This is a genomic window from Reyranella sp. (genome assembly GCF_004297405.1).
Classification (GTDB): Bacteria; Pseudomonadota; Alphaproteobacteria; order Reyranellales; family Reyranellaceae; genus Reyranella.
Window position 1 is genome coordinate 88871 of sequence record NZ_SCVC01000040.1, and the last position, 16737, is coordinate 105607.

Genomic DNA, 16737 nt, shown 5'->3' on the forward strand with positions numbered 1-16737 from the left:
CTAGTTGAGGCCGCTAGTGTCGCCTCACTCAAGGGAGGCATGCATTGAATCCGTGCTTTGAAACCGCCACGCGGCTCGCCCGCGCTATTCGCAGCGGGCGATTGAGTTCCGTCGAAGTGACCGAGGCGCACTTGCAGCGGATCGCGCGGGTGAACGGTCCCATCAATGCAATAGTCCTGGTCGATCGGGAAGGTGCAATGAAGGCGGCGCGGGCGGCCGACCGCGCGCTCAAGGCATACAAGGCGGGCAAAAAGGGCGCGACGCTCGGTCCGCTGCACGGCGTGCCGATCACGATCAAGGAGGCCTTCGATATCGCCGGCCTACCGACGACCTCCAGCCACCCGCCGCTCAAGGACAATATCGCCAAGGCCGACGCCAGCATCGTGGCGCGCTTGCGCGCTGCGGGCGCGGTGATCCTGGGCAAGACCAATGTGCCCGAACTCTGCGCTGACTTTCAGACCGACAGCCCTCTGTTCGGCACCACCAAGAACGCCTGGGATGCGCGCCGCACGGCGGGTGGCTCGACCGGCGGCGGTGCCGTCGCCGTCGCAGCGCGACTGTCGCCGCTGGAACTCGGCAGCGACATCGGCGGCTCGGTGCGCAACCCGGCACACTTCAACGGCATCTTCTCGCTGAAGCCCACGGAGTGGCGCGTGCCCTCGCACGGCCATGTGCCGGACCTGCCTGGCATGACGCGTACCGTGCGTTACATGGGGACCTTCGGTCCGCTGGCCCGCTCGGTCGACGACCTCGAGACGGCGCTCCGGATCATTGCCGGTCCCGACGGCCACGAAGCCGAAGCCCCGCCCGTGCCTCTCGGGCCGACGCCCAAATTGTCGGCCAAGGGGCTGCGCATCGCCGTCCTCACCAGCAATCCGCTGGTCACGGTTTCCGCCGACACGGGAGCGGTCGTGGAGACGACTGCCCGGCTGCTCACCAAGGCAGGGGCCAAGGTGAAGCACGTCTCGCCGCAGGCGCTGGACTGGCAGCAGGCCTGGGACGACTGGTCGGACCTCTTCCAATACCTGATCCGTGCATTGCAGCCGCTCGGCGAGCGCGAGCGCTTCTTCGGCAGGGATCAGTCAAAGGACCCATCGACGAGATCGGTAGCGCGGGCCTCACGCCTCGATCTCGGGCAGTTCTTCGCTGTCCTCGACCGCCGCGATCAGCTCATCCGCCGTTGCGAGGCCTTCCTCGACGACTACGATGCTTGGCTGATGCCGGTGATGCCGGACGTGGCCTTCATCCGTCAGCCGCAGAGCCAGCCGCTCAGCATAGACGGCGTCGACCATCCTTATTTCTTTGCCGGCACGTCCTACAACTTCCTGGCCAACCTCACGGGCCAGCCGTCCATAGTGCTGCCGTGCGGCCTCTCCCGCGAAGGCCTGCCGATCGGGCTGCAGCTCGTCGGCAAGCGCTGGGGGGAGGCGAAGCTTCTCGGTATCGCCAAGGCGCTTGAGAAGCTCCTACCACCCTGTCCGGTGCCGCCAGACTACAAGGACTGAGATCATTCCACCTTGACGCCGGCCTTGTCGATGATCGGCTTCCATTTGGCGAACTCCGCCTTTTGGAAGGCTGCGAAAGCGTCAGGCTGCATTTGGGCGGGCGTCGGGATGTCCTGGCCGAGATCTTCGAGCTTGCGCCGGATCTCCGGGTCCTTGAGGGCGGCGACCGCCGCAGCGTTCAGCTTGTCGATGATGTCACGCGGCGTGCCTTTGGGCGCCCAGAGGCCGTGCCAGATCGCGACCTCGATGCCGGGGAAGCCGGCCTCGGCCGTGGTCGGGATATCGGGCGCGGCCGCCGTCCGCTGCTTGGCGGTCACGGCATAGACCTTGAGCTTGCCCGCGCGCACATGCGGCAGGGAATTCGAGGACTGATCGATCATGATCTGGATCTGATTGGCGATCAGGTCCTGTACCGCCGGGCCGGTGCCGCGGTAGGGCACGAGCTGGTAGTTGGTGCCGGTGACGGCGAAGAAGGCCAGCGCACCGATATGGGAGCCTGAGCCCATGCCTGCCGTGCCGCCCGATATTTTGCTCGCATTGGCGTTCAGATAGGCAACGAGCTCCTTCAAGTCCTTCGCCGGAACCTGGTTCGAGGTGACGACCAGCAGCGGATTGGACGGCAGCAGGGCGACCGGCAGCAGATCGTTCTGCAGGTCGTAGTTCAGGTTCTTGTAGATCGCACCGTTCACCACGTTGGTGCCGAGATGGCCGATGCCGATTGTGTAGCCGTCGGGCGCAGAGCGGGCGAGCTTGCCCATGGCGATCGATCCCGCGGCGCCCGTCACATTGTCGATGATCAGCTGCTGGCCAAGCTCCTTGGACATGCGCTCACCCACGATGCGTGCCATCACGTCGGTCGGCCCACCGGCGGAAAAGGGAACAATGAGGTTGATCGGTTTGTTCGGATAGGCCTGGCCGAACGCCGGGCTCGCTGCCGCCACCGCCAGCATGGCGAGCGCACTTCTACGCAACATCGCACATCCTCCCTGACTTTCTCGTTGGCAGGGAGCCTAGCGGGCCGATGCCCTCAACGCCATCGTGGCGATATCAATGCGCAGGGGGATCGAGCGCCATGGTGACCAGCACCGTGCGGTTGGAAACCTGCTGGCCCTCGTGCACGGAGATCGCCTCGACCTTGGCATCAAGGGCCGCCTTGAGCTGGTGCTGGATCTTCATGGCTTCGAGCACGACCAGGGTCTGGCCGCGGCTCACCTGCTCGCCGGGCGCCACTTTGATCGAGACGATGCGGCCATCCATCGGGGCGCGCAGCTTGCCGTCGCTTCCCGCTGCGGCGGTTTCGGGCGGGGCATAGGTCTTGTCGGTGAAGCGCACGGTGAAGGCATCGAGATCGACCACGATATCGTCGCCGTCGATATGGAAAGGCATCTCGTGGGGAGGCCGAATTCCGTCGACATGGAGCAGGCGCTCCGCGCCATTGGCCGCCAATCGGATCGGCGTCGGCTCGGGATTGGAGTTACGCCAGCCGCGCAATGGGGCCGGATAGTGTTCCGCCGAAGCCTGCCACAGGAGGTTCGCCGCCGCCGTCCAATGCGCATCGCTGATCGCAGGACCTGGGAACTCGTGCTTCGTGAGAAAGGCCGTCGTTGCCTCGCCGGCCGCGAACTCGGGATGCTCCAGCAGGCGGATCAGGAAATGCCGATTGGTCGTCGGACCCAGCACGACAGTCTCGCGCAGTGCACGGATCAGGCGGGTTCGCGCTTCCTCGCGCGTGGCGCCATGGGCGATCACCTTGGCGATCATCGGATCGTAGAAGGGCGAGATCGCAAGCCCGTCCTTCATGCCATGGTCGATGCGCACGCCGGGGCCGGTTGCGGGCCGCCACACATCGATGCGGCCGGTCTGGGGCAGGAAGCCACCATAGGCATCCTCGGCATAGAGGCGCACTTCGATGGCGTGTCCGGCAAACGTGATGTGATCCTGCGTCAGCGGCAGCTTCTCACCGCGGGCGACACGGAGCTGCCACTCGACGAGATCGAGCCCGGTGATCGCTTCCGTCACCGGATGCTCGACCTGCAAGCGGGTGTTCATCTCCAGGAAATAGAACACACCATCACTGCCCAGGAGGAATTCGACCGTCCCGGCGCCGCGGTAGCCGATCGCTTCTGCGGCTGCAACGGCGGCTGCGCCCATGCGCCGGCGCAGATCGGCGTCCACGGCGGGCGAGGGTGCTTCCTCGATCACCTTCTGATGGCGGCGCTGCACCGAGCAATCGCGTTCGCCGAGGTGGACGACGTTGCCGTGCGCATCGGCGAAGACCTGGATTTCGACATGCCGGGCATCGACCACGGCTTTTTCCAGGATCAACTCGCCGGACCCGAAGGCGCTCTCGGCTTCGGTGCGTGCCGTGCGGATCGCTTCGAGCAGGTCGCCGTCGTGCTCGACCAACCGCATGCCGCGGCCGCCACCGCCCGCCGCGGCTTTAACCATGACCGGCAGGCCGATCTTGCGCGCTTCCTTCTCGAGGTTGCCGTCGCTCTGGTCGGCGCCCTGATAGCCCGGCACGCAGGGGACCTTGGCCTCGATCATGCGCCGCTTGGCGGCGGCCTTGTTGCCCATGGCTGCGATGGCCGAGGCCGGTGGGCCGATGAAGACGATGCCAGCCTTCTCGCACGCCGCTGCGAATGCCTCGTTCTCCGAGAGGAACCCATATCCTGGGTGGATCGCATCGGCGCCCCTCTTGCGGGCGGCTTCCAGGATGCGGTCGATGCTAAGATAGCTTTCACCGACAGGCGGTGGGCCGACCCGGACGGCTTCGTCGGCAAAGGCGACGTGCGGCGCTTCCTTGTCGGCGTCGGAGTAGACTGCGACGGTGCGATAGCCCATCGCCTTGGCCGTGCGCATCACGCGCCAGGCGATCTCGCCGCGATTGGCGACCAGAACCTTGGTGAAGCCCATCACGCGACCGTCCTCATTCTACCGCCCAACGCGGCGGCCGCTTCTCGGCGAAAGCACGCAGCCCTTCGGCAGCCTCAGGACCGCGGCGCGCTTCGGCGAACTTGTCGGCAGCGAAGTCGAGAACCGACGACAGCGGCTCGCTGCCGACCTTCATCACGACCTGCTTGGTGAGAGCGTTGGCGATCGGCGCGCACTTGTCGATCTGCTTCAGGATCTCTTCCAGCTTGGCATCGAGGGCTGCGGAGTCCGCCACGAGATAGTGCGCAATGCCGAGCCGCAGCGCTTCGGGACCCTTGAAGCGAGCTGCGGTGAGGGTGAGATGCCGGGTCTGCGGCACGCCGATGCGGGCGGCGACGAAAGGCGCGATCTGTGCCGGCACGATGCCGAGCGCCGTCTCGCTCATGGCGAAGCCCGCGCCTTCGGTGCAGATCGCGACGTCGGAGACGCAGAGGATGCCGAAACCACCCGCAATGGCGAAGCCTTCGACGGCGGCGACCACGACCTGCGGGCTGGTGTTCATCATCTCGAGGAACGACCCGAACTGGCGGTTCCAGACCGCGATCGGGTCCTTCTCGCCGGGCTTGGGCTTCTCGGTGAAGCTCTGCTCCATGTTCTTGAGGTCGGCGCCGGCGCAGAAGGTGCCGCCGGCTCCACGCAGGACCACGACCTTGATGTCGCGACGATCACGCAGGATCTCGAAGACGCTGCGCAGCTCGCCGATCAGGGTCGGGTTCAGCGCATTCTTCACGTCGGGGCGATTGAGGGTGACATGCAGGCGTGAACGATCGCGATGCAGCAGGAGGGTCTCGTACTTGTCGGCGAACTCGGCCATTGGGAGCTCCAAACTTGTGTCAGCGATCCAGGTCGGCGAATCAGGTCAGCGATTTTCCAGACGGGGCAGGGTGCCCATCAGCTTGGAGATGATCTGCAGCATCACCTCGTCGGCGCCGCCGCCGATCGAGGCGAGGCGTGAATCGCGGAAGGCGCGTGCCGTGGGCGACTCCCACAAATAGCCCGCGCCGCCCCAGTATTGCAGGCAGCCATCGGTCACCAGGCGCACCATGCGACCGGCCTTGAGCTTGGCCATCGAGGCCAGCATCGTGACGTCGGTGCCGTCGAGATACTCCTCGCAGGCGCGATAGCAGAGGGACCGCACCAGTTCGACCTCGGTGCGCAGCTCGGCGAGCTTGAAATGGATCACCTGGTTGTCGAGCAGCGGGCGGCCGAACACCTTGCGCTCGCGCGTGTATTCGATCGTCTGGTCGATCAGCCGCTCCATGCCGACCACGGCGCTGATGGCGCCCCACAGCCGCTCCTCCTGGAACTGCTGCATCTGGTAGACGAAGCCCATGCCTTCCTGACCGATCAGGTTTCGGACCGGCACCTTCACATCATCGAGGAAGATCTGTGCCGTATCGGAGCTGCGCATGCCGAGCTTGTCGAGCTTCTTCACGACCTCGACGCCCTTGGTCTTCATCGGCAGGCAGATCAGCGACTTGTTCTTGTGGACCGGACCCTCGCCCGTGCTGGCCAGCAGGCACATCCAGTCGGCCTGGGTGCCGTTGGTCGTCCACATCTTGCCGCCGTTGATCACCCAGTCGCCGCCGACGCGGCGGGCCGTGGTCTTGATCGAGGCGACGTCCGAGCCGGCGCCCACTTCCGAGACGCCGAGGCAGGCGACATAGTCACCGGCAATCGACGGCGTCAGGAATTCCTTGCGCAGCTCATCACTGCCGTAGCGCGCCAGTGCCGGTGTGGCCATGTCGGTCTGCACACCGATCGCCATCGGCACCGAGCCGCAGTTGATGTGGCCCAACTCCTCGGCCATCACCATGGCGTAGGAATAGTCGAGCCCCATGCCGCCGTATTCGACCGGCTTGTTGATGCCGAGCAGGCCGGCATCGCCCAGCTTCTTGAACACCTGATGGGCGGGGAAGATGCCGTCCTCTTCCCATTTGTCGACATGCGGATTGATGTCCTTGTCGATGATCGCCCGGAGCGTGCGGCGGATCTCGTCATGTTCCTGTGTGAACTGCATGGCGCGCTCCTACCGGTTGCCCAATCGGGGCAGGGTGCCCATCAGCTTGGAGATGATCTGAAGCATGACTTCGTCGGCGCCGCCGCCGATCGAGCCCAGTCGTCCGTCGCGGTAGCCGCGCGCCACCGGATTGTCCCAGAGATAGCCCGCGCCGCCCCAGTATTGCAGGCAGGAGTCCGACACCTCGCGGCGGAGCCGACCGGCCTTCAGCTTGCCCATCGAGGCAAGCATCGTGACATCCTTGCCGGCGAGATAGTCCTCGCAGGCGCGGTAGACGATGGATCGCAGCGCCTCGACCTCGCTCTTGAGCTCGGCCAGGCGGAAATGGATCACCTGGTTGTCCAGCAGCGGCCGGCCAAAGACCTTGCGTTCGCGGGTGTATTCGATGGTGGCGTTGATCAGCCGCTCGCAGGTCATCAGGGAGCCGGCGCCCGCCCATAGCCGCTCTTCCTGGAACTGCTGCATCTGATAGATGAAGCCCTGGCCCGGCTGGCCGATCGTGTAGCGCACAGGCACCCGGACATCGTCGAGGAAGGTCTGCACCGTGTCCGAGGCACGCATGCCGAGCTTGTCGAGCTTCTTCACGATGGAGACACCCTTCGTCTTCATCGGCACGACGATCAGCGACTTATTCTTGTGTGCCTGGCCGTCGCCAGTGTTGGCCAGCAGGCACATCCAATCGGCTTGCGCGCCGTTGGTCGTCCACATCTTGCCGCCGTTGATCACCCAGTCACCGCCGACGCGGTGTGCCGTGGTCTTGATCGAGGCGACGTCGGAGCCTGCGCCGGTCTCCGAGACGCCGAGGCAGGCGACATAGTCGCCGGTGATCGATGGCGCCAGGAACTCCTTGCGCAATTCGTCGCTGCCGTAGCGGGCGAGCGCCGGTGTCGCCATCGAGATCTGCACGCCGGTCGCCATGGGGATCGAGCCGCCATTCACCATGCCGAGCGATTCCGCGCAGATCATGGCGTAGGAGAAATCGAGGCCGGAGCCGCCGAATTCGACCGGCTTGTCGACGCCGAGCAAGCCGGCATCGCCCATCTTCTTGAAAAGCTCGTGGGCGGGGAATTGGCCTTCCTGCTCCCACGCGTCGACGTGAGGATTGATCTCGCGATCGATCAGCGTCTTCCAGGTCTGGCGCAGCGCCTCGTGCTCGGGGGTGAATTTCATTCGCTACATCCTCGCGACGCCGAAGGTGATGGGATTGAGGGGCCGCACGATCGACTCGCGGGCAATCGACAGGGTGAAGGCGAGCACGCGGCGCGTGTCGCGCGGATCGATGATGCCGTCGTCCCAGAGATGCGCTGTGCCATAGAGCGCCGTCGATTCGCGCTCGAACTGGTCGACGATGCTCTTGAACATCTTGTCGATCTGCTCGCGCGGCGGCTCCTTGCCTTCGCGCTGGAACTTCTGCTCCGTCACCGTCTTCATGACGCCGGCCGCCTGTTCGCCGCCCATCACCGCCGTGCGGCTGTTGGGCCAGGCGAAGATGAAGCGCGGATCGTAGGCGCGGCCACACATACCGTAGTTGCCGGCCCCGAAGCTACCGCCGATCACGATGGTGATCTGCGGTACGGTGGCGTTGGCGACGGCCTGGATCATCTTCGAGCCATGCTTGACGATGCCGCCACGCTCGGCCTCGGTGCCGACCATGTAGCCGGTGGTGTTCTGCAGATAGACGATCGGTGTGCCCTGCTGGCAGCAAAGCTGGATGAACTGGGCCGCCTTCACGGCGCCCTTGGTGGTGATCGGGCCGTTGTTGCCGATCAGCGCCACCGGCTCACCCTCGATCTCGGCCCAGCCGCAGATCGTCTGCTGGTCGAACAGGCCCTTGAATTCGAGGAAGTCCGAACCGTCGACCAGCCGCGCGATGACCTCGCGTACGTCGTAGGGATCCTTGTGCGATGGCGGGACGACGCCGCAGAGTTCGTCGATGTCGTAGAGCGGGTCCTTGAACGGCTTGGTCTTGCTCGGCGGCAGCTTGTCGTTCCAGTGCCACTTGGCGATCACGTCGCGCGCCATACGGACGCCGTCGGCATCGTTCTCGGCCATCCATTCGGCAACGCCGGACACAGTGGCGTGCATCTCCGCGCCGCCCAGATCTTCGTCGGTGGCGATCTCGCCGGTCGCGGCCTTCAACAGCGGCGGCCCGGCCAGGAAGACCTTGGCCTGGTTGCGCACCATGATGACGTAGTCGGAGAGGCCGGGCAGATAAGCGCCGCCGGCCGTCGACGAGCCGTGCACGACCGTCACCTGGGGAATGCCGCGGGCCGACATGCGCGCCTGGTTGGCAAAGCCACGGCCGCCGGGAATGAAGATCTCGGCCTGATAGAGAAGATTGGCGCCGCCGGATTCGACCAGGTTCACAACCGGCAGCTTATTCTCCATCACGATCTGCTGGACGCGCTGGCCCTTGCGCTGGCCGGAGGGCGCGACGGTGCCGCCTTTGATGGCCGAGTTCGACGCCGTCACGATGCAACGCACGCCCTCGACATAGCCGATGCCGGCGACGGAGCCGCCGCCCGCGCTCGAACCATCCTTGTCGTCATGCATGCGATAGCCGGCCAGCGGCATCAGTTCGAGGAATGGCGCGCCGCGATCGAGCAGCAGGGCAATGCGTTCGCGCGGCATGAGCTGCTTACGTTTGCGGAAACGCTCACGTGACTTCTCGGACGCGGCCTGCACGCTCGCCTCGGCGTCGCGGAACTCCTGGATCGCCGCCAGCATGCGCTCGCGGTTCTTCTTGAACTCGTCGCCGTTGCGGTCGACCTGGCTTTCGATGATGGGCATGGGTCTCAGCCGCCCAACACTTTGGGCGTCTTGGCGAGGTGGAAGCCGTTGAAGGCCTGGGACTTGTCAGTGGCGGGCAGGTCGACGGACCGGTTGGCCAGCGGCACGCCGCCGTCGATACGGATTTCCGTGCCGGTGATGTAGGCCGACGCGTCGCTCAACAGGAAGCAGACGGCGGCTGACACTTCGCTCTCCGTACCGAGGCGGCCGAGCGGGCAGTAGCCCTTGAGCTTGGGGATCTGCTCCTTGAACTCGCCAGTATAGGTGTCCATGCCGGAGGAGGCGATCCAGCCCGGCGCGACGGAATTCACGCGCACGCCGGCCGCCGCCCATTCGTAGGCGAGCGTCATGGTGAGGTTTGCCATGCCGGCGCGGGCGGCGCCGGTATGAACCATGTTGGGAAAGCCGTTGCGATAGTCGGCCGTCATGTTGACGATCGAGCCACCGTGGTTCTGCATTGATTGAGTGAAGACTTCGCGGCTGACCAGGAAGCCGCCGGTGAGATTATTGCGCACCACCACGTCGAAGCCTTTAGCGCTGAGCGACGCGGCCGGCGAGGGGAACTGGCCGCCGGCATTGTTGAACAGGCCATGGATGCGGCCGTTGTTGGCGACCATCGCGGCCACCGCGTCCTTGACCTGGGTTTCCTCGCGGATGTCGAAGACATGCGTCTCGCAAGAGCCGCCAGCCGCTTCGATCTCGCCCCGAACGGTGTCGAGCTTCTCCTGCTTGCGGCCGCAGATCGCGACGTGGGCGCCGAGGGCGGCGATCTCGTGGGCAGTGCAGCGGCCAATTCCGCTGCCGCCGCCGGTCACGATGACGGTCCGGCCGTTGAACAGTCCCGGCGTGAAGACCGAGCGATACGACATGTTTCCTCCGCCTTTGACACGGCAGTTATCGGCCGCCCGCTGGTGCATCCAAGCATCTTGTGATGTGCGGTTCGTTACTCGGGCTGTATTTGACGTTTACGTAAAGGTCAAGTAAGCCGGGCCAGGTCATTTCATTGGGCAATTCGACCTGGGAGCAAGCCATGACGTTGCAGGAAATCACCGCGAAAATGACGGAAGGGGCCTCGAAGAAGTCCGCCTTCGGGAACTCTGTGAAGTTCGCCACGGATCAAGGCATCGTGCACATCGACGGTAACCAGAATCCGCCGGCGGTGAGCAACGACGACAAGGCCGCCGATTGCACCATCAAGATGGATTTCAGCGATTTTGCCGACCTGATCGGTGGCAAGCTCGACGGCATGACGGCGTTCATGACCGGTAAGCTGAAGATCGAAGGCGACATGGGCGTCGCCATGAAGCTGCAGAGCATCCTGCGCTAACGCGCTCGACAAGCTCGATACAGACAGGGCCCCTTGCGGGGCCCTTTTTGTTTGCGGGACTCAGGCCTCTCGGCTCTTGTGATAGTGCCGCTTGGCCTTGGCGCGGTTGCCGCAGCTTTGCATCGAGCACCAGCGCCGTTTGCCAGCGCGGCTGTCGTCGAAGAAGAGCCAGCCGCATTCGGGATTGGCGCAGCGGCGCACGCGGTCGAGTCGCGGACCCGCCAGCAGGTCGCCCGCTGACCACAGCACGGGCGCCAGCAGTGCCAACGCCGTTCCCGACCGGATATCGACATCCCAACCATAGAGGCCGCGCTCGCGACGCAGGGTCGTGCGGGCAGGGGCCTCGGCCAGTGCGTGGTTCAGAGCCTCGAGATCGCGCGCGGCCGGCGCCTTGTCCTGCGCCTCGGCATCGAACAGCCGGTGGATCAGTTCGCGCAGCTCAATTGCCTGACCAAACTCCTTGCGAACGAGTGGCTTTGCGCTTTTCGGACCTCCGTTGGCGGCACTCCAAACCGCAAGATCCTCCGGCTGGTTCAGGGTTTCCGTCGGTGTCGCCTGACCGCGCCAATAGCGGGTGTTCACGAATTCCAGGCAGAGGTCGGGGCGGTTCATGGGCGGGACTTACTAACCGGTTGACAGGTTGACAAGCCGATTGGCTCATCTTAACCATATAACCAGTTATATAGTTAAACAGGAGGAATTGCCATGTTCGACCATGTTTCCATCGGCGTTGCCGACATCGCCCGCACCCGGAAGTTCTACGACGCAGCGTTGAAGCCATTGGGCTACACGCTGTTGAGCGACGGCGAGAGTTCACTGGGTTACGGCGACAAGGCCGTAGGTCTCTGGATCAGTGCGACGGGCAAGCCCGTGAAGGCCGACATGGAGTCGGGCCTGCACTTCTGTCTCGTCGCCGAGGATCGCAAGGCGGTCGACGCTTTCCATGCGGCGGCGCTCAAGGCCGGCGGCAAGGACAACGGCAAGCCCGGCGTCCGCGCCGACTACAGCCCGAACTATTATGCGGCTTTCGCCATCGACCCTGATGGTTATCGCATCGAAGCTTACTGCGGGAAGTGAACCGATCCTGCCTTGCAAGCGGCGCCTTCGGGACCATCTTGAAGGCGACCGCATCCAGCAGGGCAGCCATGACCGCACACACCGTCAAGTCCGCAACGCCTGCTGAGATCGCGGATGTTGCGGATCTGTTAACGCTGGCCTTCAGCACCGATCCGGCGGCACGCTGGAGCTGGGCTGATCCCCGGGTTTATCTCGCGAGCTTCCCGCGCTTTGTCCGGGCGTTTGGCGGTGCCGCATTCCAGCGCGGCACGGCGCATGTCACCGAAGGCAACAAGGGCGCGGCGCTTTGGCTGCCGCCCGGCGCCGAACCGGATGAAGAAGCGATGGGTATCCTGATGCAGGAGACCGTGCCGGAACATATCGGCAAGGACGCGATCACCGTGATGCAGCAGATGGGGAACTACCATCCCAAGGAGCCGCATTGGTATCTGCCGTTGATCGGCATCGATCCGATGCATCAAGGTAAGGGCCTGGGCGGTGCCCTCATGCGGCATGCGTTGGCAGAGTGCGATCGCGACGGCAGTCTCGCTTATCTCGAATCGAGCAATCCGCGGAACGTCCCGCTCTATCAGCACCTCGGCTTCGAGCTGCTTGGCACCATCCAGGCCGGTTCTTCACCACAACTCTTTCCCATGCTGCGCAAACCGCAACGGAGGACGTGATGCTGAAAGGCCGCTGCTTCTGTGGTGCTGTCCGCTACGAGACTACGGCCAGCCCGTCCGAAGAAACCGCCTGCCATTGCTCGATCTGTCGCCGGACGACGGGTGCGCCGTTCGTCGCCTGGTTCACCGTACCGCTATCGTCGTTGACGATCTCCGGTAACACGACGACGTTCCAATCCTCGCCGGCAGCCTCGCGCAGCTTCTGCCCGAAGTGCGGCACGCAGATCACATTCCAGTCGTCGCATCATCCCGATCTGATTGATCTTACGACCTGCTCGCTGGAAGATCCGGAGCAGGTGCCGCCAATCAATCACACCTTCGACGAGTCACGGCTCGCCTGGGTGAAGCTCGCGGACGAGCTTCCCGTCTGTCCGAAGTCTCGGCCGAGCTAGAAGCCGACAGCCGCGCCGTCGCGGCGGCTTTCCGACGCGCCAAGGTAGGGGCCGCCGTCGGGATAGCGCCAGATGATCTGGCTGGAGCCGAAATCGAAGCTGGGCATCTTGGTGCGCGTGAGCCGGTGGCCACGCGTCTCCAGCCCCTCGAGCGTTCCGTTCGGCATATGCTCCTCGGTCCACACCGTGCCGTCAGTTTCGTGGACGCGCCAGCGCGGTGCATCGATGGCGGCCTGCGGGTTCTGGCCGTAGTCGACGATGCGCGAGAAGACCTGCATGTGGCCCTGCGGCTGCATGGCGCCGCCCATCAGGCCGAAGGTCGCAACCGGCTTGCCATCCTTGGTGATGAACGCAGGGATGATCGTGTGGAAGGGCCGCTTCTTCGGCCCGACTTCATTGGAATGGCCCTTGGTCGTGACGAAGCCCGTGGCGCGGTTCTGTAGCGCAATGCCCGTGCCCGGGACGACGACACCGGAGCCGAAGCCCGTGTAGTTCGACTGGATCAGCGACACCATCATGCCCGACTGATCGGCGGTGCCGAGATAGATCGTGCCGCCATCCCTCGGCGTGCCCGGGCCGAAGTCCTTGGCCTTCTTCGGATCGATCAGCTTGGCGCGGCTCTTGAGATAGTGCTTGTCGAGCAGCTGCGCCGGCGTCACTTCCATGAAGCGCGGATCGGCTACGTAGCGGTAGATGTCGGCGAAGGCGAGCTTCATCGCCTCGATACGGAGATGCGTGACTTCAGGGCCGTCGCAGTCATGTCCGGCAATCTCGAAGTTCTCGAGGATGCCCAGCGCCATGCAGGCGGCGATGCCCTGACCGGACGGCGGGATCTCGTGCAGCGTCGTGCCGCGATAGGTGAGGCCGATCGGATCGACCCAGTCGGGTTGGTGGGAGGCAAGATCGTTCTTGCGCAGCGCGCCGCCGGTCTCGCGAGCATACCGGTCCATCGCCTCGGCGAGTTCACCATGATAGAAGGCCTCGCCCTTGCTTTCGGCGATCTTGGTGAGCGTCTTCGCCTGGTCGGGAAACTTCCAGATTTCGCCCGGCTTCGGGGCGCGACCGTTCGGCAGGAAGGCCTTCACCCAGCTTTCCTGACCCTTCAGCCGGTCGATGGCGCGATCCCACTGTTGGGAGACCATGTAGGAAACGCGGAAGCCGTCGTGCGCGTACTTGATTGCCGGCTCGAAGAGATCGGCGAAGGGCAGCTTGCCGTAGCGCTTGTGCAGTTCCATCCAGAGTGACACCGCGCCCGGCGTCGTCACGCTGCCCCAGCCGACATGGGGCATCTTGTCCTGCCCGGCATACTGGTCGGGCGTCATCAGCTCCGGCGAGTGGCCCGACGCATTGAGGCCGACGAGCTTCTTGCCGTCCCACAGGATGCAGAAAGCGTCAGCACCGATGCCGTTCATCGTCGGCTCGACGATGGTGATGGCGATCGCGCTCGCGATGGCGGCGTCGACGGCATTACCGCCCTTGGCCATCATGCGCAGGCCGGCCGTGGCGGCGAGGTGCTGGGAGGAGGCGACGACGTTGTCGGCGAAGACCGGCAGCTTCTTGGTGCTGTAGGGAAAATCGTACGTGAAAGACGGCACCTCGAAATCCTTTCTACTTCTGTTTCGAGGCCGTGAGGGCCTCGATGCGCGCCACAAAGCGCGGCGTCTGCAGGAACTGCCGGTGTTCGGCGGCACTCTTGCCGAGGAGGCGGGACAGGTCGAACAGGCCGGAACCCGCGATCTCCCCCATCCGCCCGGAGAGCATCACGCGTTCGCCAAGCCGCAGGGTTTTTAGCGCCGCGATGGCCGCTTCGGAAAGGCCCGGCGGCGGCGTCGCACGCGATCGTGTGGAGAACAGGTCGGCGACGGAGCCGGCAAAGGCCAGGGCCCAGTCGTTGAATGCGTAGAGCGAAACTTGGCGGCCGACGTCGATGGTGAGGGCCACATCCTGGGCATTGCCCTCGATCTTGGTCAGCGTTCCGCACCAGTCGGTGAAGGCACCGGTCTTTCCGGCCAGGGCAATGCTCTGCTTGGCGGCTTCTTCGACCTGCAGCGGATTGTTGGAGGCAAGCGCTGGCTTGGCCAGCGCCTGCAACCCATCGAGGAAAGCCTTCTGCTCGGGGTTACGCTCATGGCAGGGCCGGTCGAAACAGCCCCCCAGCACGAAGCTGGCGCCGCCAAAAAGGATTGCTCGTCGCTTCACGCTCTCATCTTAGCGCTCCCCGCCCCATCGATTGAAGGGCGGGGAGGGAAGAAGATGACCGATTACGCCGCCTTGGCTTGGGCCTTGGCGCGCTCTTCCTCCTTGAGTTCCTTCTTGGAGAGCTTGCCAACCGGCGTCTTGGGCAGTTCGGCGCGGATTTCGAGCGCGACCGGCATTTCGTGCTTGCCGACACGCGTAGCCAGATGCGTCTTCATCTCCTCGAAGGTGAGCGCAGCGCCGGGCTTCAGCTTCACGAACACCTTGGGCGCTTCCTGGCGATAGGGATCGGCGATGCCGATCACGATGCACTCGTCGACCGCCGGGTGCTCGTACATGGCCTCTTCGATCATGCGCGGATAGACGTTGTAGCCCGAGGAAATGATCAGGTCCTTGGAACGGTCGACAAGGAACAGCCAACCGGCTTCGTCCATGTAGCCCATATCGCCGGTACGCAGGCCCATCCAGTTGCTCGCAGGATGGCGGAACAGAACCTTCTCGCTTTCCTCCGGCTTCTTCCAATAGCCCTTCATGACCTGCGGGCCGATGATGCAGACCTCGCCGACATGCTCCTTGCCGGGCGGCAGGACGCGGTCGGGATTCTCCATGTCGCGGATCTCGATGATCGTGCCCGGCATCGGTACGCCGCATGAGCCGACCCGGCGCACGCTCTTGTCGACCGGGCAGATCGCGCCGGTGGGCGACGTCTCGGTGAGGCCGTAGCCTTCGATCAGGGTGGCGCCCGTCAGCTTCTCGAAGCTCTGCTGCACTTCGACGGGCAGCGGTGCGCCGCCCGACATGCAGATCTTGAGCGACTTGAGGTCGAGGCCCTGTGCCTTGGGATGCTTGTTGATCGCGGTGTAGAGCGTCGGCACACCGGGCAGGAATGTCGGCTTCTTCTTGCCGAGATCGTTCACGATCATGTCGATGTCGGGCCGCGGATAGAGGATGAGCTGGTTGCCGTTGCGCACTGCGCCCAGCATGATTCCCGACAGGGCGTAGATGTGGAACAGCGGCAGCACGCACACGACCTTCTCGGTGCCGGGCGTCGTGTACGGCGTCGTCCAGGCCTGGCCCTGGCTCATCGCGGCCATGACGCAGCCATGCGTGAGCATCGCAGCCTTCGGCAAGCCGGTCGTGCCGCCGGTGTATTGCAGCAGCGCGACTTCGTCCCAGAGGTTCTCGCTCGCCGGCTTGTGCGGCGTGTATTTGCCGTCGTTGGCGAGGAGGTCCTTGAACGCCATGTGCCAGTCGTCGCGTGGCCAGACAGACAGCTCTTTCTTCTTGGCGATCGGATAGAGCCAGTTCTTGGGCCAGGGCAGATAGTCGGCGATCGATCCGACGATCAGCTTCTTCAGCCGCGTCTTGCCGCGCATCGCGGCCATCTTCGGATAGAGCGCGGTGACATCCAGCGTCACCAGGATGTCGGTTTCGGAGTCGCCGATCTTGAACTCGAGCTCGCGCGCTGCGTCGAGGGGGGAATAGTTCACCACTCTGCCGCCGGCCTTCAGCACGCCGAAGAAGGCAATCAGGTAATGCGGTGTGTTGGGAAGATAGAGGCCGACATTGACGCCGGGCTTCACGCCGAGCTTCTGAAAGCCGGCCGCCGCCTTGTCGGAGGCTTCCTTGTACTCCTGGAAGGACATTACCTTGTCGAGGAAGTCAGTGAACGGCCGGGCGCCATACTGCGCGCAGCATTCGTCAAAGATCTGGTGAATGGTCTTGTTCGGTACTTCGAGCTCCCACTTCACGCCCGGCGGATAGCTCTTCTCCCAAGGATAGTTAGCCATTCTTTGTGTTCCTCCCTGCATCAACTATGCGAGGGCGGTGGCTG

The 16737-nt window shown here is 64.3% G+C and carries 16 protein-coding genes; 5 read left to right on the forward strand and 11 right to left on the reverse strand.

Features of this window, described 5'->3' with window-relative positions; all coding sequences use genetic code 11:
* Nucleotides 1–44 precede the first annotated feature (44 nt).
* A complete protein-coding gene (locus tag EPO50_RS25950; RefSeq protein ID WP_296348999.1) occupies nucleotides 45–1505 on the forward strand; it encodes an amidase in 1461 nt (486 codons plus the stop codon).
* A 2-nt stretch (nucleotides 1506–1507) separates the two neighbouring features.
* Here the strand turns inward: EPO50_RS25950 and EPO50_RS25955 are convergent, their stop codons facing one another.
* The 7 genes from EPO50_RS25955 to EPO50_RS25985 form a co-directional block, all read right to left on the reverse strand.
* Nucleotides 1508–2479, reverse strand: a complete 972-nt coding sequence (locus tag EPO50_RS25955) for a tripartite tricarboxylate transporter substrate binding protein (protein WP_296349000.1) — start codon at nucleotides 2477–2479, stop codon at nucleotides 1508–1510.
* Between the two features lie 73 nt (nucleotides 2480–2552).
* On the reverse strand, nucleotides 2553–4421 hold the full coding sequence (locus tag EPO50_RS25960; protein ID WP_296349093.1) for an acetyl-CoA carboxylase biotin carboxylase subunit: 1869 nt from the start codon (nucleotides 4419–4421) through the stop codon (nucleotides 2553–2555).
* A gap of 13 nt (nucleotides 4422–4434) precedes the next feature.
* Entirely contained in the window at nucleotides 4435–5253 is an 819-nt protein-coding gene (locus EPO50_RS25965) for an enoyl-CoA hydratase-related protein (RefSeq protein ID WP_296349002.1), read from the reverse strand.
* A gap of 45 nt (nucleotides 5254–5298) precedes the next feature.
* Nucleotides 5299–6459, reverse strand: a complete 1161-nt coding sequence (locus EPO50_RS25970) for an acyl-CoA dehydrogenase family protein (protein WP_296349004.1) — start codon at nucleotides 6457–6459, stop codon at nucleotides 5299–5301.
* A gap of 9 nt (nucleotides 6460–6468) precedes the next feature.
* Entirely contained in the window at nucleotides 6469–7629 is a 1161-nt protein-coding gene (locus EPO50_RS25975) for an acyl-CoA dehydrogenase family protein (RefSeq protein ID WP_296349006.1), read from the reverse strand.
* A gap of 3 nt (nucleotides 7630–7632) precedes the next feature.
* On the reverse strand, nucleotides 7633–9249 hold the full coding sequence (locus EPO50_RS25980; RefSeq protein WP_296349008.1) for an acyl-CoA carboxylase subunit beta: 1617 nt from the start codon (nucleotides 9247–9249) through the stop codon (nucleotides 7633–7635).
* A gap of 5 nt (nucleotides 9250–9254) precedes the next feature.
* Nucleotides 9255–10118, reverse strand: a complete 864-nt coding sequence (locus tag EPO50_RS25985; protein WP_296349010.1) for an SDR family oxidoreductase — start codon at nucleotides 10116–10118, stop codon at nucleotides 9255–9257.
* 161 nt (nucleotides 10119–10279) lie between these two features.
* Between EPO50_RS25985 and EPO50_RS25990 the strand changes: the two genes are divergently transcribed.
* Entirely contained in the window at nucleotides 10280–10576 is a 297-nt protein-coding gene (locus tag EPO50_RS25990) for an SCP2 sterol-binding domain-containing protein (RefSeq protein ID WP_296349012.1), read from the forward strand.
* 60 nt (nucleotides 10577–10636) lie between these two features.
* On the opposite strand, the gene EPO50_RS25995 is transcribed toward EPO50_RS25990, so the two are convergent.
* A complete protein-coding gene (locus tag EPO50_RS25995) occupies nucleotides 10637–11188 on the reverse strand; it encodes an ABATE domain-containing protein (protein ID WP_296349014.1) in 552 nt (183 codons plus the stop codon).
* Nucleotides 11189–11281: 93 nt separating this feature from the next.
* Between EPO50_RS25995 and EPO50_RS26000 the strand changes: the two genes are divergently transcribed.
* From EPO50_RS26000 to EPO50_RS26010, 3 genes are all read left to right on the forward strand, one after another.
* Nucleotides 11282–11653, forward strand: a complete 372-nt coding sequence (locus EPO50_RS26000) for a VOC family protein (protein ID WP_296349016.1) — start codon at nucleotides 11282–11284, stop codon at nucleotides 11651–11653.
* Between the two features lie 68 nt (nucleotides 11654–11721).
* Complete coding sequence (locus EPO50_RS26005) at nucleotides 11722–12315, forward strand: GNAT family N-acetyltransferase (RefSeq protein WP_296349094.1); 594 nt, start codon at nucleotides 11722–11724, stop codon at nucleotides 12313–12315.
* Entirely contained in the window at nucleotides 12315–12707 is a 393-nt protein-coding gene (locus EPO50_RS26010) for a GFA family protein (protein WP_296349018.1), read from the forward strand. Before EPO50_RS26005 ends, EPO50_RS26010 begins: the two co-directional genes overlap by 1 nt.
* On the opposite strand, the gene ggt is transcribed toward EPO50_RS26010, so the two are convergent.
* The 3 genes from ggt to EPO50_RS26025 form a co-directional block, all read right to left on the reverse strand.
* A complete protein-coding gene (gene ggt / locus EPO50_RS26015) occupies nucleotides 12704–14302 on the reverse strand; it encodes a gamma-glutamyltransferase (protein ID WP_296349021.1) in 1599 nt (532 codons plus the stop codon). The two genes, EPO50_RS26010 and ggt, sit on opposite strands and share 4 nt — an antisense overlap.
* Nucleotides 14303–14315: 13 nt before the next feature.
* Nucleotides 14316–14906 carry a hypothetical protein gene (locus EPO50_RS26020; RefSeq protein ID WP_296349024.1) on the reverse strand — a complete coding sequence of 197 codons (591 nt, stop codon included), beginning with the start codon at nucleotides 14904–14906 and terminating at the stop codon, nucleotides 14316–14318.
* 62 nt (nucleotides 14907–14968) lie between these two features.
* Nucleotides 14969–16693, reverse strand: coding sequence for a long-chain fatty acid--CoA ligase (locus EPO50_RS26025; protein ID WP_296349027.1), 1725 nt, complete (start codon nucleotides 16691–16693; stop codon nucleotides 14969–14971).
* Between the last annotated feature and the right edge of the window lie 44 nt (nucleotides 16694–16737).